The sequence below is a fragment of the Olivibacter jilunii genome (assembly GCF_900607235.1).
In the GTDB taxonomy this organism is placed as follows: domain Bacteria; phylum Bacteroidota; class Bacteroidia; order Sphingobacteriales; family Sphingobacteriaceae; genus Olivibacter; species Olivibacter oleidegradans.
The window spans coordinates 233,759-257,791 of record NZ_LR027854.1; the positions used below are offsets into that span (position 1 = coordinate 233,759).

The 24,033-nt window shown below is 39.8% G+C and carries 22 protein-coding genes; 11 read left to right on the forward strand and 11 right to left on the reverse strand.

Annotated elements, in window-relative coordinates; all coding sequences use genetic code 11:
- Positions 1-106: 106 nt before the first annotated feature.
- Positions 107-667, forward strand: coding sequence for a DUF922 domain-containing protein (locus tag E0E36_RS21035; RefSeq protein WP_130857624.1), 561 nt, complete (start codon positions 107-109; stop codon positions 665-667).
- On the opposite strand, the gene E0E36_RS21040 is transcribed toward E0E36_RS21035, so the two are convergent.
- Complete coding sequence (locus tag E0E36_RS21040) at positions 656-1,795, reverse strand: metallophosphoesterase family protein (protein WP_130857625.1); 1,140 nt, start codon at positions 1,793-1,795, stop codon at positions 656-658. The genes E0E36_RS21035 and E0E36_RS21040 overlap by 12 nt on opposite strands.
- A gap of 164 nt (positions 1,796-1,959) precedes the next feature.
- Between E0E36_RS21040 and E0E36_RS21045 the strand changes: the two genes are divergently transcribed.
- A complete protein-coding gene (locus tag E0E36_RS21045; RefSeq protein WP_130857626.1) occupies positions 1,960-2,700 on the forward strand; it encodes an MBL fold metallo-hydrolase in 741 nt (246 codons plus the stop codon).
- Between the two features lie 47 nt (positions 2,701-2,747).
- On the opposite strand, the gene E0E36_RS21050 is transcribed toward E0E36_RS21045, so the two are convergent.
- Positions 2,748-3,248, reverse strand: coding sequence for a DinB family protein (locus E0E36_RS21050; RefSeq protein ID WP_013666063.1), 501 nt, complete (start codon positions 3,246-3,248; stop codon positions 2,748-2,750).
- 213 nt (positions 3,249-3,461) lie between these two features.
- On the opposite strand from E0E36_RS21050, the gene E0E36_RS21055 reads away from it, so the two are divergent.
- The 5 genes from E0E36_RS21055 (at position 3,462) to E0E36_RS21075 (ending at position 7,137) form a co-directional block, all read left to right on the forward strand.
- The gene (locus tag E0E36_RS21055; protein WP_165447043.1) at positions 3,462-3,773 is read left to right on the forward strand and encodes an ArsR/SmtB family transcription factor; all 312 of its coding nucleotides are present in this window, start codon (positions 3,462-3,464) and stop codon (positions 3,771-3,773) included.
- Between the two features lie 139 nt (positions 3,774-3,912).
- Positions 3,913-4,440 (forward strand): SRPBCC family protein, encoded by a 528-nt coding sequence (locus E0E36_RS21060; protein ID WP_130857628.1) that lies wholly within the window; start codon positions 3,913-3,915, stop codon positions 4,438-4,440.
- Between the two features lie 11 nt (positions 4,441-4,451).
- Positions 4,452-4,916, forward strand: a complete 465-nt coding sequence (locus E0E36_RS21065; RefSeq protein ID WP_130857629.1) for an SRPBCC family protein — start codon at positions 4,452-4,454, stop codon at positions 4,914-4,916.
- A 125-nt stretch (positions 4,917-5,041) separates the two neighbouring features.
- Entirely contained in the window at positions 5,042-6,646 is a 1,605-nt protein-coding gene (locus E0E36_RS21070; RefSeq protein WP_130857630.1) for a Na+/H+ antiporter, read from the forward strand.
- A gap of 35 nt (positions 6,647-6,681) precedes the next feature.
- Positions 6,682-7,137 (forward strand): DUF2721 domain-containing protein, encoded by a 456-nt coding sequence (locus tag E0E36_RS21075; RefSeq protein WP_013666058.1) that lies wholly within the window; start codon positions 6,682-6,684, stop codon positions 7,135-7,137.
- Here the strand turns inward: E0E36_RS21075 and E0E36_RS21080 are convergent, their stop codons facing one another.
- On the reverse strand, positions 7,138-7,638 hold the full coding sequence (locus tag E0E36_RS21080) for an Lrp/AsnC family transcriptional regulator (RefSeq protein WP_130857631.1): 501 nt from the start codon (positions 7,636-7,638) through the stop codon (positions 7,138-7,140).
- A 126-nt stretch (positions 7,639-7,764) separates the two neighbouring features.
- Between E0E36_RS21080 and E0E36_RS21085 the strand changes: the two genes are divergently transcribed.
- Positions 7,765-9,156 carry an MFS transporter gene (locus E0E36_RS21085; protein WP_130857632.1) on the forward strand — a complete coding sequence of 464 codons (1,392 nt, stop codon included), beginning with the start codon at positions 7,765-7,767 and terminating at the stop codon, positions 9,154-9,156.
- 1 nt (position 9,157) lies between these two features.
- Here E0E36_RS21085 and E0E36_RS21090 read toward each other — a convergent pair whose 3' ends face one another.
- The 3 genes from E0E36_RS21090 to E0E36_RS21100 are packed head-to-tail and all read right to left on the reverse strand — an operon-like array spanning position 9,158 to position 13,101.
- Positions 9,158-10,462: a hypothetical protein gene (locus E0E36_RS21090; RefSeq protein WP_130857633.1), complete on the reverse strand. Its 1,305-nt coding sequence runs from the start codon at positions 10,460-10,462 to the stop codon at positions 9,158-9,160.
- 19 nt (positions 10,463-10,481) lie between these two features.
- On the reverse strand, positions 10,482-12,407 hold the full coding sequence (locus tag E0E36_RS21095) for a DUF4836 family protein (protein WP_130857634.1): 1,926 nt from the start codon (positions 12,405-12,407) through the stop codon (positions 10,482-10,484).
- Between the two features lie 10 nt (positions 12,408-12,417).
- Positions 12,418-13,101: a hypothetical protein gene (locus tag E0E36_RS21100; RefSeq protein ID WP_130857635.1), complete on the reverse strand. Its 684-nt coding sequence runs from the start codon at positions 13,099-13,101 to the stop codon at positions 12,418-12,420.
- Between the two features lie 188 nt (positions 13,102-13,289).
- Between E0E36_RS21100 and E0E36_RS21105 the strand changes: the two genes are divergently transcribed.
- From E0E36_RS21105 to E0E36_RS21115, 3 genes are all read left to right on the forward strand, one after another.
- Positions 13,290-14,150, forward strand: coding sequence for an alpha/beta hydrolase family protein (locus E0E36_RS21105; protein WP_130857636.1), 861 nt, complete (start codon positions 13,290-13,292; stop codon positions 14,148-14,150).
- Positions 14,151-14,279: 129 nt separating this feature from the next.
- Complete coding sequence (locus E0E36_RS21110) at positions 14,280-15,137, forward strand: methylated-DNA--[protein]-cysteine S-methyltransferase (protein WP_013666051.1); 858 nt, start codon at positions 14,280-14,282, stop codon at positions 15,135-15,137.
- A gap of 10 nt (positions 15,138-15,147) precedes the next feature.
- Positions 15,148-15,735 carry an alpha-ketoglutarate-dependent dioxygenase AlkB family protein gene (locus E0E36_RS21115; protein ID WP_130857637.1) on the forward strand — a complete coding sequence of 196 codons (588 nt, stop codon included), beginning with the start codon at positions 15,148-15,150 and terminating at the stop codon, positions 15,733-15,735.
- Between the two features lie 46 nt (positions 15,736-15,781).
- Here the strand turns inward: E0E36_RS21115 and E0E36_RS21120 are convergent, their stop codons facing one another.
- The 5 genes from E0E36_RS21120 to E0E36_RS21140 form a co-directional block, all read right to left on the reverse strand.
- On the reverse strand, positions 15,782-16,993 hold the full coding sequence (locus E0E36_RS21120; RefSeq protein WP_130857638.1) for a glycoside hydrolase family 88 protein: 1,212 nt from the start codon (positions 16,991-16,993) through the stop codon (positions 15,782-15,784).
- An 18-nt stretch (positions 16,994-17,011) separates the two neighbouring features.
- Positions 17,012-18,532 (reverse strand): RagB/SusD family nutrient uptake outer membrane protein, encoded by a 1,521-nt coding sequence (locus tag E0E36_RS21125; protein ID WP_130857639.1) that lies wholly within the window; start codon positions 18,530-18,532, stop codon positions 17,012-17,014.
- A 4-nt stretch (positions 18,533-18,536) separates the two neighbouring features.
- A complete protein-coding gene (locus E0E36_RS21130) occupies positions 18,537-21,887 on the reverse strand; it encodes a TonB-dependent receptor (protein ID WP_013666047.1) in 3,351 nt (1,116 codons plus the stop codon).
- Positions 21,888-22,002: 115 nt separating this feature from the next.
- The gene (locus E0E36_RS21135; protein ID WP_013666046.1) at positions 22,003-23,193 is read right to left on the reverse strand and encodes a FecR family protein; all 1,191 of its coding nucleotides are present in this window, start codon (positions 23,191-23,193) and stop codon (positions 22,003-22,005) included.
- A 127-nt stretch (positions 23,194-23,320) separates the two neighbouring features.
- A complete protein-coding gene (locus E0E36_RS21140) occupies positions 23,321-23,926 on the reverse strand; it encodes an RNA polymerase sigma factor (RefSeq protein WP_013666045.1) in 606 nt (201 codons plus the stop codon).
- Positions 23,927-24,033: the final 107 nt, after the last annotated feature.

Consider the following 24,033-nt stretch of genomic DNA (forward strand, 5'->3'; position numbering starts at 1 on the left):
CAATGCCGCAGCTGAAATATGTACCTGCTTTTATAATTCGGCCGAATCATTGTCGTTTAACGCGCTTTAACTACATTTGCTTAATACGCAAATTGATCTCTTTTTTATGTTGAAGAATCTCGTATATATCTGCTCACTTTCACTCTTATTATTTGCAACCGTTTTATCCAGTTGCAATAAAGCAAACGCCCAAGGATATCGTCAATTGACGATTTCTGATTTTAAAGGCAAAGCGGATCCAAAAAGTCCCTTTATATCGCATGTGAAATTACGTATCGGCTATCAATCAACCACACTTAAACGCGTAGATTCTTATCAAGTCACGTTTCACGTTTTCTTAGATATAAACCCAAGAGAGTCTTGGATAAAATTCGACAAAATCAAAACACCTGAAATACTCGCCGAAGTATTAAACCATGAACAGGGTCATTTTAAAATAGGTTTACTCATGCAGCATGAATTAATTAGCCGGCTCAATGCACGAAAATACACCTCACATTATAAGCAGGAGGCCGCTACTCTTTTTAATAAAGTCTCCAATAAATACCAGGCAATGCAGCTCCGGTATGACGCGGAGACTGAGCATATGATGAATAGAGCGCAACAGGCCATTTGGGATAAAAAACTGAACCGATCTATAGAAGGCCTGAATTTGCTAATGGATTGACACTTGATATTCGGGATAGCTAACAGGCACATAGAAACGTTCAAATAATGTGGCTTCATCCCCATGTGCGTCCTGCCGGAAGGTAAAATATTCGCATGAAATCAGTATACCTACTTCTTGCTTGCTAAGTGTAATCTTTAAAAAACCGTGATGGGTATCACAATAATTTTCAAGTTGCACCTGTCTCATAATAGGTAAATTATCTACTACTAAAGGATTACCCGGTTCAGCTATGCGGTGCAGATCAGCGTATCCCCCTGCCCCAGATACTACATAAGGAATCACAGAACCATCGGCGTATCGTTTACTAAATCGCTGATAATTATGCACATGACCACTAAGCACCAGATCCGGTTTGACTCCCGCTGCATGAAATGCGCGTTCTAAAAAAGTTATCATATTTAAACTGGAGCCATGATTCGTATCAGCCGAGTAGGGAGCTTGATGAATACAAACAATGATGGCTTTTTTAGGACGCTCTGTGTGTGCCGACAATAATTCTTGGATAAACCATGCTTCTTGCTGCTCTGTGATAAAGCCGTATTTGGTAGCATTCCCATATAAACAAATGATATTAGCCAGCGGCGTAACCAAAGTCCAATAGACATTAGGTTGTATCATACTGAAACGATTACTTCCACCGGAGAAAGCAATTTTGTCACTTGTCTTCGCGCAGAAAACCTGTGTAAAAGCTTCTAAACTATCGTATCCCTCCGAAGATTCCGGATTGATATCCGCGTCATGATTACCCGCCAAGGCAAATATGGGTGCCGGGTACTGTTCGTATGGTCTAAAAAACTGCGCCGGATACTCGCTTGCCTCACCGTAATTGTATACGACGTCACCCATGTGCAACATAAAAACGGGTGTACACGAGTTATTTTTTGCAAGAAGCTGCTTAGTCATTTCTCGGGCCACTTTATGCTGAAATGTCCTTTCTTTCATACTTCCGGTATCTCCAACCACATGAAAGCTCATGGTGGCTGTCTGTTCATCGATTTCCGGGAGAATTTGTTTTAACTTCAATCTATATGGCCATTTCCCACTTGGAGCAGGTAAAGGTTTAATTTTAAAAGCATCATCTATCAAACTTCCCAGTAGTACTGGCTGCCTCCTAACATTTGTCATAACACATCAACTTATAAATTCCATTCCGACTAATGCAAATGTACACAGCAAGTATTATACCTTTATTAAGATATCGCGTTGTTAATATTAAGAAAAGCATGCATGTTTAGTTGCGTATACCATGTATTTTTTCTAAGTTTAGAATAAATTAAAGCTAATCCAAAATGATTAAATATATCTTTTTTATATGCATCTGCTTCTCAGCACTCAGATCGGTCAAAGCCCAAGATAAAATTGACGATATTACCATTTACCCTATCGAACACGCAACTTTTGCAATAACTTGGAAGGAAAAAACGCTTCTATTTGATCCAAGCACAGAAAAAGAAAAGTTAAATAAAGTAAAGAGCCCTGATCTTATTTTTATAACAGATATACATGGTGATCATTTCAATATTTCCAGTCTAAAAAATCTTGATCTTTCGAGATCAATACTCATTGTTCCCCCTGTTGTTGCCGAGCAATTGCCGGACGAGTTAAGAAAACAATCGCATCTGATCAAGAACGGTGAAACTGTCGACCTAAATGATATAAAAATCGAGGCCGTACCTATGTATAATCTCCCTGAATCCGCTGACGCATTTCATACAAAAGGTAGGGGAAATGGTTATATTATTACGTTGGGCAACAAACGTATTTATATAAGCGGAGATACTGAAGATATTCCGGAAATGCGTGAGTTAAAGGATATCGACATTGCTTTCCTCTGCATGAACTTACCTTACACCATGACCGTTAAGCAAGCTGCCGAAGCCACCCTTGCATTTAAACCGAAAATGGTCTATCCTTATCACTATAGAGGTCAAAATGGAAAAAGCGACATATTCAGTTATAAGCAGCTCGTAAACGAAAAAGATTCATCTATTAAAGTGATTATACGTGACTGGTATCTTCGTAATCCGTAATTTCATTGCGCTAACCTATCGCTAATGAATAGCTTAGCGCCTTTTTGTCAAAGGCCCTTAAATATTTGCATCAATTGATGGTTATGTCGCTGGGTATGGAACTGTATAAACATCAACCATTCGTAACGTGTAAGAAAGCCATAAGTTGGAAATTCAAAATCTAAACATACGACCCTCAGGTCTTCATTCTGAATAATATCAACGTATCGCTGCTTGTTAAGTTCAAGATCGGTTATCAATTCATCTCTATTAAAAGGTCCATTTTCCGGGTAAATAAAATCCGGCGACTCCATTTTTATCTCAAAGTTTAGGAAAATATCTTGTAAGGATTTCACATATAAGTCCACTTCGCGTACTGGCTTCTCTACATGGCTATCAGGTAAACCGCCAGTAGCCTTAATGACATGATCGGCCACTTGTCCCGCTGTCCATTCACCCATATTCCGTTGGTGATTGATTTCCTGACGATCGAACTTTGAGATCGATTCTATAAACGTGTCGAACGTTTTCTTTAATGAATTCGACAACTTCTTTTTGTCAACTAACATAATCCAATGTGTTTATTACAAAGGTAGGAGGTAATCGGATAGCTAACCGGGTAGAAAAGCGACATTCTAAGGGTAAAAAACGAATATATAGATCGTCTGTTATTACATTGCATCCGTCAAAACAAAAATAATCAGTAAAAAAGTAAAAAACATTTGGTAACCATTTGGTTTCTTTTTAAATTTGAAACCAAATGGTTACATATAAATAAACACATGGAAACTAGACGAGATGTATTTCAGGCAATAGCCGATCCTACTAGACGTGCAATTATTCAATTGATAGCTAAACAGCCACTTAATTTGAATACGGTGGCTGACCGTTTTGACATTAGCCGGCCGGCCGTCTCAAAGCATATCCGCATTCTTACTGAATGTGGCTTGATAACAATTCATCAGAAAGGCAGGGAGCGCTTTTGTAACGCAAATTTGCGTTCATTAAAAGAGGTATCGGAGTGGGTAGAAAAGTATCGTACGTTCTGGAATGATCGCTTGGATACATTAGAGGATCTTTTAAACAACGAATAGATCTCTAAAAAAATGAACACGAGCAGCGCTCATTAGTCTATGATTTGGATCTAGCTGTCTTCTTATCTAGAACCTATGATATCAAGTTAGGCAGGATGCTCAATTGGTAAAAAAGAATTAAAACAAAAATGATACGAATATGGAAAATTATGGAAAAATCATTGCGCCAGGCACTATTCGCTTTGAGCGTTTACTGCCAGGCCCCATTGAACGTGTATGGGCTTACATTACTGAATCTGATAAAAGAGAAAAGTGGCTGGCCAGCGGCGAAATGGACTTAAAAGTTGGCGGTAAGGTCAATTTACATTTTGTTCACGCCAATCTATCATCCTATCAAGAGACACCTCCCGACAAATATAAGTGTTATGAACACGGCAATAGCTTCAGTGGCACGGTAATTCAGTGTACACCACCCTATCTATTGACTTTTACATGGGGAGATGGTTCGGAAGTGACGTTCGAACTTCACAAACAAGAAAAAAAGATATTATTAGTATTAACCCATCGTCACTTAGAAGCTGTCGAAGCACGCATCAGCGTAGCTAGCGGTTGGCATACCCATCTTGGCATTCTTGTTGCTCGATTGGAAAGACGCGAACCGGCAGGTTTTTGGGGTGTACATAACCAAATGGAAAAGGAGTATACTGAAATATTAACCGAATTATAGATAAAAACGTTATGGAAAATCAAAGAGCGCAAGTTGAAGTCCAGATGCTTATAAGAAGACCTGTTTCAGCAGTTTACCAAGCTTTCATTGATCCGGCTATCACTAAGAACTTTTGGTTTACGAAAGCGAGCGGACCGTTAGAAGTGGGAAAGACTGTTACTTGGGAATGGGAAATGTACAACGTTTCAAGCGATGTTACGGTAAAAGAATTAATTAAAAACGAGAAAATATCCATTGTATGGAACGAGCCCGCAACAACCGTAGATTTTCTTTTTACGGCGATCGATGAAAACAGGACTTACGTTGTTATTAAAAACTACGGATTCCCGCAGACAGGGAACGAATTGGTACAGGCGGTGAATGACAATACAGGCGGTTTCACCACCGTTTTAGATGGATTAAAAGCTTACTTAGAGCACAATATTAATCTAAATTTAATTGCCGATAAATTTCCGAAAGAAATAAGCTTGCATTAAGAAGATACGTATATTGGCGTAAGTGAATTTCTTGCGCCAATATAAATCCGATTGCGGCATCATGCCGATCAACGGTTCTTACATCATCCCCTACCTTCCTTGAAATTTCTTTTTATTTTTACTACATGATTCATGAGAAACTGCTTTTAGTATTGGCTTTATTTTTCGCCATGGCCATGTTGTACTTGTTAAGTCAACGCCTAAAAATTTCCTATCCTATCTTATTAGTTATCGGTGGCTTGGGAATTTGTTTTATTCCCGGCGTACGGGCGATAAGCATCAACCCGGATTTGGTATTTCTGATTTTCTTACCACCTTTGCTTTTCGAAGCAGCGTGGTATACCTCTTGGAATGAGTTTTGGAAGTGGAGACGTTCCATTGGTTTACTTGGCTTTGGTTTAGTACTATTCACCTCTCTGGCTGTCGCCTATATTTCTGTTATGACTATCCCTGGCTTCACACTTGCCATGGGTTTTTTATTAGGGGGCATCATTTCACCTCCTGATGCCGTAGCTGCTACCTCCGTGTTAAAAGGAGTTACCATGCCTAAAAGAGGTCTTGCTATTCTTGAAGGAGAAAGCCTTGTAAATGATGCAGCATCATTAACGGTATTTCGCTTTGCCTTAGCGGCTGTTCTAACCGGACATTTTATATTGCAGGAAGCCCTTCTGGAATTTGCTACGTTATCGATAATGGGTGTTGTTGTTGGTTTAGTCATTGCTCATATCTTGTACTTCGTGCTTCGCTACTTAGCAAAATCGTCCAATATAACTACACCAATCACATTAATAGCTCCTTACCTCATGTACCTTGTGGCCGAATCCTTTGAGTGGTCGGGCGTCCTAGCCGTGGTAAGTGGCGGTCTGTTCTTGTCTTTTCGATCCAAAGACTTCCTAAACTATCATACGCGGATACAAGCCACCGAAGTATGGGCTACTGTCGGATTTCTCTTAAATGGGTTTGTTTTTATTCTAATTGGCTTAGAACTTCCCGTGATCGTAAATGGATTAGAGGGTTATTCTAAGAAAGAGGCGATTCAATATGCGCTAATTATTAGTGCCGTCGTAATTTTACTCCGTCTTACACTCGTTTATTTAGCTGCTTTTATACCCCGCCTTGTCAGCAAAAGAATACGCGATAAAGAAACAAGCCCCGGCTTTAAATTGCCCTTTGCCATCGGATGGGCAGGCATGCGTGGCGTAGTATCGTTGGCTTCTGCATTAGCTATACCACTTACACTTGAAAATGGTGAAGCTTTTCCTCATCGCAACCTCATTTTATTCATTACTTTTGTAGTCATCCTTATCACCTTGGTTTTCCAAGGACTTACTTTGCCCTTTTTTCTAAAACTTTTAAAGATTGAAGAGATAGATGAATATGTTCCAACGGAAGATCAGTTGGAAGCCATTCGTCTTCAATTGGCCAAATCAAGTATCAAATATCTTGACAGGAAGTATGATCGTGAGATGGAAGAACATCCCACCATCGCACGAATCAAGGAACAGCTACAGCGTAGTATCGACGCCACCGAAAGCTCGTTGCAAGAACAGGAGAAGAAAGAAAAACTGATTTCTGTTCGGATGTTATACAGACGGATCATGTTGGAACTAATCACCCATCGAAGAGAAGGACTTAATAAATTACGTAAAGAGAAAAAGTATGATGATCATGTCATTAGGCAATTGGAACACAATCTAGATTTAGAGGAGTCAAGGCTTATAAAACAATAAGCCTGCAATTTAGTATAGAAAAAAACACAATAATAATGATTACGATCACCACACCCGCCCTGCTGTTTCCAGCTATCAGCCTGATTATGTTAGCGTACACAAATCGCTTTTTAGCGCTTGCCAGCTTAGTGAGAAGTTTACATGCCAAATATCTCGAAAACAATCGAAGTGGTGTCATTCATGGTCAAATAAAAAATCTACGCTACCGATTACGCTTGATTAAATATATGCAGGCCTATGGTGTTTTAAGCTTTGTAGCCTGTGTTGTATGTATGCTATTCATATTTTTGAAATGGTTGTTTTGGGCCGAACTGCTTTTCGGACTCAGTTTAATTTTCTTTACTATATCACTTATTATTTCATTGATTGAAATACAGAAAAGTACAACAGCCCTTGAGCTGGAGTTAAGTAATATGGAAGAAGATAAAGTAAGCCCTTCCTTTGTTGACTATTTGAAGAAAAAATTAGACACAAAAACTAAAGATGTCTGATTACATGAAGCTGTTTACGAGTAGGCGTTCCCGTTCTACAATAACGTCCATCACAAACACTGTTTGAATATTACCAACTCCCGGTATTTCGCTTAATGCATCAACATGAAAACGGTGATAGTCCGCCATATTTGATGCAATGACTTTCAGCATAAAATCGAACTCGCCTGAGATATTATAACACTCGATGACCCTTTCTAAGCCAGCAATGGCCTGAACGAAAAGAGCGCCAGCCTTTTTGGTGTGCTCTTTTAACGAAACGTAGCAAATGGCTGTTAAACTTTCTCCCAGAGCACGATGATTTAACAAAGCAGTATACCGTTTAATAACCCCGTTCTGTTCCAGGCGTTTTATCCGCTCATGAACGGGCGTAGCACTCAAATGAATCTTATGTGCTATCTCTCGAATTGTCAACTTTGCATTTTCCTGCAAAAGTTTCAATATCTCATAATCCTTTGCATCCAAATTTACCGATGCTTTCGCGCCTTGTTCTTTTTCCATTAAGTAAACGACATATTAAAAGATCAATATTCTATATATAGCAAATAAAACAGAAAATTTACCCAAAAGTAACAATTAAAACAACTTAAAATTTAAAACACATACTTTTGCATCAGAACACTGCTTATGAAAAACAAAAATTCGATTATATTATTTATTGCCTGTTCAGCAGTTTTTCTAGAAGCTTTGGACCTTGCCATCATGAATCTTGCGCTCCCTCTAATACAAAAACACTTTCATCTAAAAGAAGAGCAATCACAATGGCTGCAAACCATTTATGTTCTTCTATACGGCGGATTTCTAATTATAGGCGGTAAGCTCGCGGATATTTGGGGAAGAAAGAAAGTTTTTATGTCCGGTGCTTTGTTATTTCTAATAACCTCTATTGGCGCGGGCAAAGCAAACTCCTTCGAATTCTTGTTTTTTTTTCGGGCCATCCAAGGCTTAGGTGCGGCCCTTCTCATGCCGTCCGCCATGGCAATCATTACAAATACATTTGTAACTGAGGCTGCTAGAAGCAAAGCGCTGGGTATATTCAGTTCGTTCGCTGCCATTGGATCGGGCTGTGGGTTGTCGTTAGGCGGCATCATTGCTTCTTCCTTAGGGTGGCAATGGATCTTTTTTATAAACGTTCCCATTATAAGTATGAGCTTGATCCTAGCCTTTATCATATTGGAATCGGACACCCAAACAACCGATACGATCCCACCGGATTTTTTATCGGGTATCATACTATCTTTTTGCATTGTTCTTCTTTCGTATTTTATACACGCGATTCCAACGCTTATCTACAAACCAATTCAGGTTATTGTATTGCTAAGCTTAATAACTTTAAGCCTAGTGTATTTTATAAAAAGATCCCGACATCACAAAAATCCCTTAATAAACTTTGCACTACTTAAGGGCCGCAATGTACAAATAGGCAATAAAGCAATTTTTCTACTGGGATCTTTTTTTCTCAGCTATTTACTTGTTCTTTCCTTTTATCTACAGGAAATTTTGGGATTTTCAGCTGCCAAGGCGGGCTTACTACTCTTTCCTTTTAGCGTCGGTTCCGCTTTGATATCCAGGTTTCTATTGCCCTGTTTAATCAAACGTTTTAAAATTATTCGTATCGCCAGATTAGGAATGTCATTGATGTTTTTTGGAGCATTACTGTTAATCGTCAGCATGCATTATCATTTATTTGTTTATTTGGTATTTTCGATTGCCTGCGTAACAGGTGCGGGCATGGCCATATCAATCCCCAGCTTAACCGTTATGGCATTAAATCAAATCCCTGTTGACCACCAGGGCGTGGCCTCAGGCGTCAACACTACGTCTTATTTTTTTGGGTCGGGCATTGGTTTATCACTGATATCGTTGATTATGCAATTAAATACGATATTTCCAAGTACAAAGAAGCAGTTGATTGCCTCAATGACACTCCTCTTGCTGCTAGCAGCCCTTGCGGTATTATATCTGCTGAAAAAAGACTTCGCGCAAGATAGAGAGACGGATAGGCTGCGAAAGGTTTAATTTAATTACCCCGAAGCAATTGTACCAGGCCATTGACTGAGCTATTTTCAAAATGCAATTTTCCGTCTAGATGAATATGCTCATCAGCCAACTTTTGAGCGCTAAATTCCATTTTTTCAAGACGCTTAAAAGATGGGGGTAACAACGGATAGTTTCCTTGATTCCTCAAACCTTTACTGTCTATATATAAATAAAAAAAATCATTGGAAAGATGATCACGATTACTTTGTTGGTATTTTCTGCCCGTGCCAAAGAACAAACGATCAGCTCGGCTTTCGTGCTGAAACTTATAAAAAAGTTGTTTCGGGAGATAATTTGCTAAATGGGGTGATGCTTGAAACGAAAGATAGATTTCGGGGACACGTTCTTTGCGAACTACTCGCTGCTCTACCCTTTCGAAATTGTCATTATAGTCGTAAGTAATAATCGTATCCTGCTGAAGAGTAAGATTCTTTTTCCATTCCAGATCCATATAAGTTCCGTAATAGCGTAATAAGGTATCGACAGGGATGTGATGTTTTTCAAAAAATTTTCGTTGCCGCGCCAATAGCGGCGTAATGTCTGCTGCTAGCCAGAATTTGATTAAGCTATTCGATTCAAATTGCTTTGGATATAAGCGCTTTACACCTTTAACCAAAGCCGTTTTGATATCTCCACTAAGTGATAAGGATCCCCGTCCAAAATCCGCATCTATAATCGAAGCGCCGTCTGTATAGACCAGCTCATGTTGTGTTTTAATTGCTTCGTAAAAAGGCGACTGCTCAACAGTTGTCATGCTCCCCTCCTGCCGGATAAGGCTCCGAAGCAGGTTGAATTTCTCTACCTTGGAAGCCGAGACACAAAGTGCTAACCGGTCTTTTGTGAACATCAAGCATAATTTTCCGTTAAATGCAGTTCCTTGGAAAACAAGTGAATCCACAGTCTGAAGTTTCGAAATACCTAATATGTTTTTCGTATAACATTGAAGTTCATCGAAGTCATCGATACTGAATACCGAGAAAAATGTGGCGTCATCAGGCTCTATCGTAAAGAAAAAGATATTAGCCGGAATATGGAGTCCCGAATCTCCTAAATCAAAAGATTTCTTGTGCTTTTTCTTATCTGAGTCAAAATAATATCCGGGATTTAAAACCGCATTCCAAGCTATTGACCGTAATAATGCATCCACATTTACACGAAACAAAGTGGACGCATTTTTTGGGATGTACTGTTGGTAAGATTGCTTTTGACGATATACCAAATAACCGCAACATGTTAATCCCACGCCAAGAATAGCCAACACACCGATCAGTACTTTTTTCTTCATACCCAAACTTACTAATAAATTAAGGTCTAAAAGCCGTACTTTCGACTACATCCAATATATATTGTAAGGCATTTCTCTTCGAGCCTGGAAGTTCGGCCCGGAAGCTGCCAACCATTTTTTTACCTTTAACACCCTTTGAAGTAAAATAAAAGTCGCCTAAGCCCTGAATTTTGTCTTGTAGCGCCAAGGCTTGTTTGGTGGCGGGTATCTCCAACGAATTAATTGCCTTCACCATTTTTTTACTATTGAAAATAAGAGTAAACTTATTATCGTTCAGCAATTTTTTGTGTTTGGAAGATAAGTCACTTTCATATCGATTGTATTGAATGTTCCGTAAATCATCTAGTGCCGTACCAAAGAATATGATACCGTCCTTTAATAAAACATGAACTTCCAGCGGCCCTTTTAGTCCGCTAATTGTATAAATACCCTCATTCTCCGTCAGTTTGGCCCTAGCAACCCCAAGGGCAAGTGCTTTTTTGAACAGGTTCATATCAGTAGAAGAAAACATAGCCAAAAATGCGGGTATACTCTCTTTTTTAGTCTTTTCAACCTCAACGGAATTATAATCCTCGTCATACTCGTAGGTCGTATATTTCACTTCCTGTTCTTTTATAGCAGTTAAAGCGAAGATACCATCACCCTTAATTGCTTTGCCAATCGCTTTTTCGTCTAGTAAAAGTGAAAATATAGAAGACCCTAGATCTATTTCCTTTTCATATCGGCCAAGCAAATTACCGTAATATTGTTGCATTAATATTGGCAGCTCTTTTAAGTAATTCTCTGTATTAATTGCTACTGATGTATAGGCAATGGCATCTTTGCTCAAATATTTAAAGAACCTTTTATTCAGTTTCCGATTATATATCCTACGGTAGGCTTCGGCAAGGTTATTCGAAAGCCCTATGGAGCCATCAAGTGTTGCAGTGTTCTTATCAAAGGTTAAATAAACATTAGCGCTTTCAAAGCCAGTGCCAACTTTTTCAGTCTTTACCCCCAGAAGAGAAGCATAAGCGCTATGCACACCAGGCAGCAAATCTTGATAGAGTTCATTGATATCCCTAAGCCAAAGACTTGCCATTGCATTTTTCCGATACGATTTTTTAAAAGACGGATTACCGAATGCTTCTTGCGATTCGACCAATCGTACAGCCTCCTGATACAGCCATTCTTTCAACAATCTGCTTTTTATCGAATCATCTGCCGCAATACTTGCATAGTAAGCATCGTACATTGAGTCGCGAGCCGCATCAGCTATTTCATGTTCTGCCACAGGTGGGGCCAAATTATAACTGTCTACAGCAGTTGAATCCAAGGGGAAGTCATCTTTATTCAAAGAATCAACAGCGTCCCACTCGACATCCACTGAGTCCATTAAGGGTGCCGGATCAAGCGCAGCTTCATCATATTCATCACTTAATTTTTTATTTACTATTCCGTATTTTTCAGCAGTCTTTTCATCTTCAAAAAAACTGTTTCGCAACTCTCCGCTAAGTAAATAAAGAGTTTGCTCATTCCAGATCAACAATTGTTTTTTTTCGTTAAGATCTAAAATCCAATGACCATTCTGAAGCTTTTGGGGCTGACCAAGAGTTTTCAGGAAGTCTCCCACCTTAGTACTACTCCTAAGGGGGATTGACATACCGTAGTAACGTATACTATCTGTTTTGGTGCTATAAATATATACCTGCGCATTTAGGTTAAAACCTAAATCTTCCAATCCCTGTAGATTGCCATTATTTGTTTTATTCAATTTGGCAATCAGTGCCTGTCCTATTTTCGACCGATTAAATTGATCGATACCTATCAAATCAAAAAAATTGCGCCCATTAATAGTCGCCACTACGAAAGCGTCTTTCGGAATCCTCGGAGCAAGCCGTTGTGCTATTATATTATGTGAAAAGAATAGGCTTAGAAAGCTCAATAAAAGTTTAGTTCTCTGCATATTTTTGTTCTCAATTATTAACTAATTGTATTTGATTGGTAATATTGGCCCTGCCGTTGATCAAGTCCAATATAGAAGTGTGAAGCATAACCGCTTTCTTTGTACCTGATAGTTTTGCTTGTTTGTTGGTTGATTGCTTAACAACGCTATCAAAACGATAAATACAGGTATATAAAGCATTCTTAAACACCTGCTTATCAGCTTCTTTAAGCTTCATATAAGCACTTTTGGCCTCCTGTGCATAAGTATAGTTGCGGGAAAACAATTGTGTTCTCGTATCGAAATTGTATAAAGACTTTCCAGTGGGTTTTATCTTTAATTTCTCATAAATGATTTTACTGAGATGATTCAGATTATCTACTTTTTCAAAAGAAAAACTGACAAAGGCAATAAAATTCTCAAAATCTACCCGATGCTTAACACTACTTATTCCCGGCGTTTTTTTCAGTATCGCAACGGCTTCGTTTAGATTTCGTTGGATTTGAACCTTATCCGGAACTTTATAACCGTTTATGCTATCCAATAGCATCACAGACGAAAGCTTTGTCTTGCTTTGACTCAAATTTAATGTGACCGTCATATTTCCCGAACCATTTTTATGAACGTTGATCTCTTCAATCACTTCAAAACAAGCACTCAAACTAATTGTGCTAAAAAAAAGCAGCACATATAGGCATCGATTTTTTAAGGTCATTTCTCTTTTTACTATGCAGAACAAAAGTAGAGAAAGGATATGGTTAATAACTAACTGATTTCAGGGATTTCTAAGGTAATTAGGCGTAAAGCGACCTAATTCTCTTGCCTAACTTTATTCACCACACCTCAACGCCTACCCGCTTTAATCACAATTTTCGTAACTTTATAGGATTAAAAGGGGGGCTCATGGCAAAAGTGAAAAATATAATGATCAGAGGTAGTAATAATAGGCCTATTGTTCTTGATATTTTTTTCAACGAATCAAGGCCTTATCAACCCGCCATTATATATGCACATGGTTTCAACGGCTTCAAAGACTGGGGCAACTTCGATCTGATCGCTGAACAATTCCTTGCTTCCGGCTTTACCTTTATAAAGTTTAATTTTTCTCACAATGGCACCTCGCCGGATCAACCGGAGAATTTTGTTGATTTAACTGCTTTTAGTGAAAACAACTACACCAAGCAATTGCATGATCTTGAACAGGTAATAGATTGGGTCCAAAATAACTGCAATCCATATGGACGTTGCATCGACAAAAAAAGCATCGGCTTAATCGGCCATAGTATGGGCGGTGGCATCAGTGTGATCAAGGCGGCAGAAGACGCTCGGATCAAAGCACTCGTAACCTGGTCGGCAATTGCCTTCTGTAAAACACCCTGGGGCGATTGGCCAAAAGAAAAAATAAGCGATTGGAAACAAACGGGTGTTGCTTATTATGTAAATGGTCGTACAAGACAAAAAATGCCACTAAATTACCAATTGTATGAGGATTATTTAAATAATGGCACACGATTGGATATTATAAAAGCTGCCTCCTCTATCAATATCCCCTGGATGATTTGTCATGGTACCGAAGATATAAACGTACCTTTAAATCATGCATACAACTTAAAAGAAGCCAATGGCAGAGCGGTTATGGTAACCGTTTCATCCGATCATGTTTTTGGACGAAAACACCCTTGGTATGAAACTATTCAACCAACCCCCATGCAGGACGTGTTGAACCGAAATATTTTATTCTTCAAGCAACACCTTGATAAATAACATCGCATTATGCGCTGAATTTTCTGATTTTCTAGTCTTGAATTTCTACTTTTGAATTTTATTAAACGCGCAAGATTCGGGTTTCGTCACCGGTTGGCTTTGACTACTTTTGAAGAAAATAGATTGTTTATGGAAACGCAACAGCAAATAGATTTTAATAGGATCGCAGCATCCATTGCATTTATCAAGGAACACTTCAAAAGCCAACCGAGTTTGGAACAAATCGCCGAACATGTCCACTTGAGTCCATTCCATTTTCAGCGAATGTTTCAGGATTGGGCAGGAGTTTCGCCTAAAAAATTCATACAATATCTTACGATTGAGCATGCCAAAAATATGCTTAAGGAAAATTGCTCGACGCTATTCGACACTGCATACGAAAGCGGACTTTCAGGTACTGGCCGATTACATGATCTTTTTATAAACATCGAAGGGATGACACCTGGCGAGTATAAAAATGGTGGTGCTTCGCTAACGATCAATTATAGTTTTGCCGAGAGTCCATTTGGTAATATCATCGTGGCTTCTACGCATAAAGGAATCTGTTATATGGCATTTGCAGATGAAGGAAGGGGTATCGGATTTGATACCTTGAGATCTACCTTTCCAAATGCACGCTATCAGCAGCTGGTTGACAATTTCCAGCAGCATGCACTCTTTATTTTTGATCAAGATTGGAGCAAAATAAAAGAGATTAAATTACATTTAAAAGGCACCCCATTCCAGATTAAAGTTTGGGAAACACTTTTGCAAGTTCCCACAGGCACGCTTACTACTTATGCCCAATTGGCTGAACGAACTGGCAACAAGCTAGCTTCACGAGCAGTAGGAAGTGCCGTTGGGGCGAATCCGGTAGCCTTGTTGATACCTTGTCATCGTGTAATTAAATCAACCGGAGACACAGGCAATTATCATTGGGGGAGTTCGAGAAAGCAAGCGATTATTGGCTGGGAAGCTGTTCGGGCGGAACTTCAGGTAGAGAAATAAACCATAGACTATGCATGGAAATTTATTGCCAAAGGATGGAGAAGTTTATTTCTATGAAAATTTCTTCACGCGATCAGAAGAGCATCATCTATTTGATGTACTTAAACAAAAAACAACTTGGCGTCAGGAGCCTGTTAAAATTATGGGTAAAGAGATCTTGCAACCGCGTCTGACGGCTCTTTACGGCGATACCTACAAACCGTATAGTTATTCGGGCATAACGATGAAACCGCAGCAATGGTTTCCTGAACTATTACTTGTGAAAGAGAAGGTGGAAACCTTTTTGAATATTAAATTTAGCACGGTATTGCTTAATTATTATCGAAATGGAACCGATAGCATGGGCTGGCATCGAGATAACGAAAAGTCATTGGGCAAGAATCCAACCATTGCATCCTTAAGCTTTGGAGCATCGCGACCTTTTCTGTTCCGGCATTATCGAGATCGAAAACTACGTGTTAAAATCCATTTATTGCCGGGAAGTCTTCTGGTCATGAAAGGTACCATACAAGATCATTGGCAACATAGCTTACCCAAGGTGCCAAAATTAGTTGAAGCAAGGATTAACCTAACTTTTAGGGCAATTGTAGACAAATGACTTTCGCGTTAACAAGCTAAGGGGAGGGATTTTCCTCCCCTTCGTCTTAATTCCTTAACAAATTTCGGTATCTAAGCAAGGCCTCTACATAATAGTAATCTGCGTAGGTTAAGGGCACATCGATCTCACTCTTATGAGGTATAGAGCCGACACTGTGCATCAAAATAAAACCGCCGTTGCTTCCAATAGGAGCTTTATAGGAATCCGATGAAAGACTGACGAGCATCTTCTCAGCTGCATTTACATACTCCTTCGCCTTGGTATTCTTGACATAAGTGCTCAGCTCCAGTAAGGCTGAAGCGATAATAGCTGCGGCAGAAGCATCACGATACTGCTTATATTGACTGGCATATGGGCTGCTTGCCGGCAAATCAGGCGCATTAAAATCCCAAAAAGGTACGCCATCATCCGGCATATTTGGATGATTTAGGATATATGTTGCGATTTTCTCCGCAAATTGCAAGTATTCCTTCCGTTTGGTTTCCCGATACATCATTGTATAACCATACAAACCCCAAGCTTGCCCACGTGCCCATGCTGATTCATCAAAGGCACCTTGCGCTGTTTTTTTTGCCACGATGTCGCCTGTTTGCGGATTGTAATCTACTACATGATAACAACTCATATCGTTACGATAATGATTTTTCATCGTGGTATTGGCATGGGTAATGGCAATATCTTGATATTTTTTCTCACCGCTAATTTTACTGGCTTGCGTCAGAAATTCGAGGTTCATCATATTATCGATGATTACCGGATAAGTCCACCCCTCCCACGAACGGATTGTTTTAGTAACAGGATTGAAGCGGCTAATTAACGAATTGGCTCCGGTCAAAAGAACGTCCTTGTAAGCACTACTATCCCCGGTAAGGCGTAAAATATTACCAAAACTGCAATAGAGCATAAAGCCTAAATCATGGGTAGTCGTGTTGTTTTTTTCCTTTTCCAGTAATTTCAACTTCTGTTTTGCTCTATCCAGGAGTTCCTCGTTACCGCTGTACTCATATAAATACAAAAGTGTACCTGGATAAAATCCCGAGGTCCACCATCCCGTACCGGATGATATTGATTTCCCTGCTTCATAAGTTCGTGGAAGTTTTTCGCCTGGAGTGTTAGAACCTAAATAGTCTATTTGCTTTATCGCTTCATTTAGATTCTTTTCGATAAAGTCTTTTTTAAGAGTGTATTGTGCCTTCGCGACGCTTACCGAAACCGTCACGCAAAACAACAGCATATATCCATTTAAACGATTTTTCATTTTCGCTTTCGTCTTATATTAATAACCTTCATTTTGTGGTAAGAGATTTGCATTTCTACCAATCTCTTCCTGTGGAATAGGCAATAGTTTATGAGATGGTTTTATGTTTTCTCTTTTTTCATAAGCGCCTTCTTTTGTAAAGGCCTCCACAACGATATCCCAACGCTTCAAGTCGTACCAGCGCTTCCATTCAAAGGCTAGCTCTACTCTTCTCTCCTCTCTTACTGCGTCCCTAAATGCTGCTTGATTTAACCCAACCGGGATATCCGTTGGGAAGGTTCTTACCCCGTTAGGTGTGTTACGGGCGCGTTGTCTAACCGCATTCAAATATTCATAAGCCTTTGCGGTGGGTCCACCGTTACTCTCGTTGAGTGACTCTGCAGCCATTAAGAGAATTTCGGCATAACGGAAAATCACATGTTTTATATCTGAGTCGGCCCCCTCTGCATTGGCATTAGCTCCTGGATATAAGCACCATTTAGCCGTATGTATGCGTGGCCATCGCCATTGTTGATAAGGGGTCATCACTCCTTTTATAGGTGTTTCTGTTAAATAGCTCACTTCTTTCCTGTAGTCATTATTATCAAAACTTCCATACATACCTGGAGATGGAACTAAGACGCTCCAACCCAGCATATCCGCGTCGCGAACCCCGGTCATAGGAGCTGTATAATCCTGATTTGTACCATTTTCTCCAGTGATCCCCCCCATAAAATCCACGACCCAGACATGCTCCAATTGATGACCAAGATCGGCTTTCCATAAATCTTGATAGTCATTTACCAAACCATAATGGTATTTACCGGCATCATTAATAACCGCTTCCGCGTGCTCCGCTGCTTTGTCCCATTGCTGCAAAACCATATATACGGAAGATAACAGCGTATGGGCAGCCCCTTTAGTAGCTCTTGACTTAATGTTACCCGGAAAGGCATCGGGTAAATAACTTATACCAAATTCGCAATCGTCTATAATATGCTGATATACTTCACTGGCAGGAGTTTTATTAATATCTTTAATCGTATTCGGATCTGTAACAAATTGCCCTATATAAGGAATATCACCAAACAATTGCACTAAATGATAATAATTTAGGGCTCGCACCATGCGCGCTTCGGCGATAAGTGCATTTTTCTTTCCTTCATCCATCGGAACATTCGGGATGCCGTCGATTGCGGCATTAGCGGCTCCTATACCCAAATAAGCCAAGCGCCAGACCGCAAGTATATCTTGGTTGCTGGCATCGTGCGTAAAACCATTCAGCTGTATGCGACTGGATTGTGTTCCGATATCCGCAATGTCAATATCATCTCCCAGTAGCTGTAACACCATGGTTAACCGTCTACCATAGAAATTATCGCTACTCAGCAAGGCATAAGATCCCATCACAGCTGCTTCTGCATCCGCTTCGGTGTTAAAATATTGCCCTGGAACTAAAATGCTTACCGGTTCTTCTTCCAACTTAGTGCAAGCGGAAGCAATAAACAATACGAACAAAAAAATATATTTCGAAAACTCTTTCATTGTCTGTTTCTCCATTAACTTAAAATCCAACATTTATCCCCAAGGTAACGGATTTGACATTTGGATATCCCATATAGTCAAGTCCGACATTTCGGTTTGAGTCCTGAAAGCTTACTTCCGGATCATAACCTTTATAGTTTGTGACCGTCAATATATTTTGTGCACTAGCATAGATCCTTAGTTTACTCACCTGTAGCTTACCTAGCATAAACTTCGGAAAGTTATAACCCAAGGCTACATTTTTTAACCGCAAGTATGAGCCATCTTCAACCCATCGCGATGAGACCTCTGGATTATTCGAAGCACTTGCCCGAGGAATGTCTGTATTTGTATTGGTAGGCGTCCATCTATTCAATGCATCTTTGGTAGCATTTCCCTTTCCGGCCATCCAATCGAGTTCCATTCGAGTGATGTTTAACATATCATTACCCTGGCTTCCTTGAAAAAAGATATTTAGGTCAAAGTTTTTGTAACGCAGATCGTTATTAAAACCGTAGATGAAATCCGGATGGGGATTACCAATAATGGTACGATCATCCGCATTAATAACACCATTCGGACCTTCGGTTAAGTTATTATTAGCATCACGTCCATAGATATCGCGGTACTTGACATCTCCTGGCTTTTTATTAGGAGCCGCAGAAAAATCATCGCCTTCTTGATACAATCCATCAAATTGCCATCCATAGAAAGCGCCCACTACCTCGCCCACACGAAGAATTTGGGATTCAGTTGACAACATATGACCTGGGATCGTATTATAGCGAATATCTCCTCCAGGTAATTGAAGAATCTTATTGCGATTAAAAGTGATGTTAAAATCACTTGTCCAAGTGAAGTTTTCGCCCTTAACATTGGTTGTATTGAGCGCGAATTCCCAACCTTTATTCTCTACACTTCCAATATTCTGCAGAGAAACCGTATAACCGGAATATATCGGCAGGGGTACTTCGTAAAGCAGATCAACCGTTTTCTTATAATAGTAATCTACAGAGAGATTGATCCGACCATTCAGAAAACCAATATCTAAACCTGCATCTGTTTGCTTGGTAGTTTCCCATGTAAGATTAGGATTCGCGACATTGGTTGGCCGCACCGCCTTAATTGGTGTTCCATTAATAGTCGCAAGCGTTGGAGAAAATCGGGCCAATGACATATAAGAGCCTATTTCGGTGTTTCCGGTTTCTCCATAGCTGGTTCGAATTTTAAGATTTGAAATTGCCTTCACCGATTGCATAAACGGTTCTTGGCTGATATTCCATGCCAAGGCACCGGAAGGGAAAAATGCCCATTTGTTATTGTCACCAAATCGAGATGAGCCGTCGTACCGGCCCGTAACTGTCAGCAAATATTTACCTTTGAAGTTATAATTTATCCTTCCGTAAAAAGAGGACATCACCCAGTCTATTAGCTCTGAAGCCGCATTCTGGTAGTTCGAACCCGCTCCTAAATTCCAAAATGAGAAATTGTCAGACACAAAATTCCGATTGCGTGATTCCCACATTTCATTTCTGGAAGATTGATATGAATAACCGCCCATTGCCTCAAGGTTATGGACATCTTGGAAGCTCTTGGTATAGGTTAAGAAGTTTTCGTTGATTACATTTGTGTTCTTGCGGCCTATAATACTTCCAGAACCACCATAGTTACGTCCCTCTACCAAATTTTGCGTCACATAGCTCCCATTCCGTTGATTACTGATCTGGACCCCCAGCGTGCTTCGAAACTTTAATCCCTGTAATAACTCAAGTTCTCCATAGGCATTTCCCTGAAACAAATCGTTTATTTGCTCATTCTTTCTTTCGCGTGCAACTGCTACCGGATTGTCATGAGGGTCGCCCACTTGTTTCAACGTATATTTTCCATTTGCATCGTATACTCCTTGCAGTGGATCAAAGCGTAACGCGCCTGAAATTACACCTGCTCCGGATGTTCCACTACTTGTTTCCTGTGTTCGCACACCGTCAAGGTCATTTCTAATAAAAAAAAGTTTAGTGCCTAAACGAACCCGATCAGATACCTTTATGTCTAAATTAGAAGTTCCCGAAAGCCTTCTAAAGTCAGAATTGATCACTGTACCTTTTTGCCCGTAATGACTAAGTGAGGTATAATAACGGATATTTTCGCTTCCTCCTGAAACCGATAATTGATTATTGATCAATCCTCCGGTTCTAAAAATCAGGTCTTGCCAGTCCGTACCTTCACCATATGACGAAGGGTCTGAATATGGAACATTTGAGTTACCACTGTTTCTGTAAACGTCATTAATGTATTCGGCAAATTCCTGTCCATTCAAAAGGTCGAGTCGTTTACCGATCTTTTGAATGGAGTAAGAATTATTAAAGTCGATAATAGGACGCCCAACCTTTCCCTTTTTGGTCGTTACCATTATAACACCATTAGCCCCTCTAGATCCATAGATAGCAGTTGCTGATGCATCCTTTAGTACTTCGACAGATTCTACATCTTCGGGAGGGGGCGGCGTTCCTCCGGCAAAACCATCCACTACGTAAAGAGGATCACTACTGGCATTGATCGAAGTCCCCCCTCTAATTCGCACGCGTGGCGCTTTACCAGGCTCTCCATTGACGCTGGATACAGCCACACCGGGCGATCGCCCTTGGAGTGCTTGAGCTGTACCTGCTACGGGAAAAGCCGCTATTTTCTCGGCGGAAACCGAGGAAACCGATCCGGTTAAATCGCTTTTTCGTTGCGTACCATACCCTACTACAACAACTTCATCCAATGCCGCATCTTCAGCTTCGAGTTGGACATTCACGGTAGTTTGCCCGCTTACAAGCTTTAATTCTTGGCGTTGAAATCCAATATAGGTAACTACCAACGTCGTGTTCGGAGGCGTTTTTAAAGTAAAAAAACCCTGTTCATCTGTTTGAGTTCCTCTTTTATTAAGCCCTTTTATGCTTATAGAAACACCGGCGAGCGCCTTCCCGTTATTGTCGGTGACTTTTCCGGTCAAAGTTACCTCTTCCTGGGCGACAACAGCCCAATTCTTTTTAGAGATAACAATATTCTTCTCGACAATTTTATAGCTCAGGCCCTGATTGGCCAAACAAGCGTCTATTGCATGGGTCACCGATACGTTTTCCAAATCGATATTCACTGGCGTTGTATTCTTCAAAACGCTTGCTGTATATAGTACATTATAGCCCGACTGTTTACGTATTTCGTCGAAAACCTCTTGAAGTGAAACATTTTTCTTATGCAGCGTTAGCTTTTGAGCAAAGGCCGTTGCCTTTGCTTCCAATAGACCAATTAAGATCAAGATAAGTGATAACTTCATGATCAATATAGGTTTAAATTTGGCATAGGTCTGTCCTTTATGCCATATTACAGCATTTATTTTATACATTTGATTAGGTTAAAGAATTGGTAATTTGATTCTATCTTTAATCTGGCATTATGCCTGTACTATCAAAGGCGTTGCACCGCCTTTGATAGCTTCTTTTTCCTTTTTATACTTTTGGCTACTTCATTACAATAACTTTCCTCCCTTCTGTTTTAAAATGAACACCTCCGGTTAGCTCGATCGTTTGTAATAATTTTTCTATTCGATCGAATTTGGATACAGTACCAATAAATGTCTCACCTGTCAGGTCACCCTGGTATGTGACATCAACATCATACCATCTGGCAATTGTTTTCATCACTTGTTGGATATCATCACCGTGAAAGACAAAATAACCGTTCTTCCAGGCTAAAGCATCTTCTAGGTTGACATTTTTTAGTGAAATTGCCTTGGTCTGTTTATTTATACGCGCCTGCTGACCAGGGTTGAGAATTTTAGCGGTGGGGGTCCGAGACGAATTATCTTTTGCCGACACCCGTACTTTTCCTTCAACAAGTGTAGTGGTTATTTCTTCCATATCTTCATAAGCACTGATCAGAAAGTTCGTTCCCATCACATGAATAGTAGCATCTACTGTCTGTACTTCGAATGGCATTTCCTTATTTTTAGCAATTTCTAAATAGGCCTCTCCTTCGAGGCGAACTTCCCTTTTTGCACCCTCAAACCGGGTTGGGTAGCTTAAAGAAGAGCTTGGACCTAACCAAACATGTGTACCATCGGGCAACTGAACTTGGAACTGTCCGCCCCGTGGCGTACTAAGTATGTTTTGTTTAATCTCCCCTGTGGCATTCGCTTTTGCCGCATGATAAACTAATTGTCCATCCTTCGTCTTACTAATGGTAATATCCCCCTCTTTAACCGTTTTATTGTCAATGGCCTCCAGATCAACTAGACTACCATCACCCAAAAGCAAAGTCGCTCGGTTGCGTACGGACTTGATTGCATCTTTTTCTGCATAAGTCACAGGTTGTATATGACTCGGTTTTCGGTCATAATAAAAAAGAGCTCCGACACTAAATGTGATTAGAACAATGGCGGCAACTAACCACTTTAATACATCAACCCTCCTCGTGTTATTTGTTGGTTGTTCTTTACCTCCAAGCACTTTATGAATCATTTGGGATGATTCTTCTTCATTAAAGAAAGTTTTTCCATGCTCGAAGCTTAGGCGTGCCTGTAAAAAGAGGTCTTCAACTACCTTTTTAGATGAGTTGTCACTTAGCAACTCATATAATTCCAAGCGTTCTTCTTGCGTAATTTCTTTACGCATCGCCTTATCAAATAAAAAGGTAATTCGTGCTCGACTCATATAGGCGTCTTAAAACGGATATCCGTTTTATTAGTTAGTTTTCTTATAAAGACACCGGCAACATCCATTTATGGATGTCTTATTTAAAAAAAATTAAAAAATAATACAGAACAGTAAATGAAGGTCTTTATAGACTATGAAACCCCAAATCTATGATGTTAAAAAGCATGTATAATAAAGGCAAAATAAAGTGATGTACCTTCACCAACTCGCTGAGCGACTGCATAGCCAATTGCTGATACTTAGCAACTGATGCTGTAGAAATATTGAGAACACTTGCAATTTCAGGATTTTTTAGTCCTTGCTGTCTTAAGGCAAAAACACGCTGTTGCTGAGGTGGCAATTTACTCAACGCTTTATCGAGCGCTTCGTATGGGTCGTTCGGGCTCTCAGATTCAGATAAAATCTCGCTTTCCAACGCGTTTAAGTATTGTTTGTGTTTCTCTTGTGTCTGCGTAAGTTGTCTTATTTTGTTAAGGGTATGATTTCTGGCAATAATAAATAAATAAGATGTAAAGTTGGTTATCTCTGGAAGTTTAGCTCTGTGAAGCCATATTTTCAAAAAAACATCCTGGACGACTTCTAAGGTGCTTTCTCGATCATTTAATAGGGAGTGTACAAAGGCACCCAGTTCATGATGATACACGGAGAACAGATACTTAAAAGCTTGTTCATCACTTTTTGCAATCCTTTGCAATAAAACACGCTCATTCTGCAGTTTTGGTAACAACATGAATTAGGTTTATCGTTAGCTTAATCTATAGAGCTAAATTATGGCTTTTTCAATCAAAATCTAAATATTAGACAATAAAAAATTACAAAAGCAAAAAGCTTTGCGTC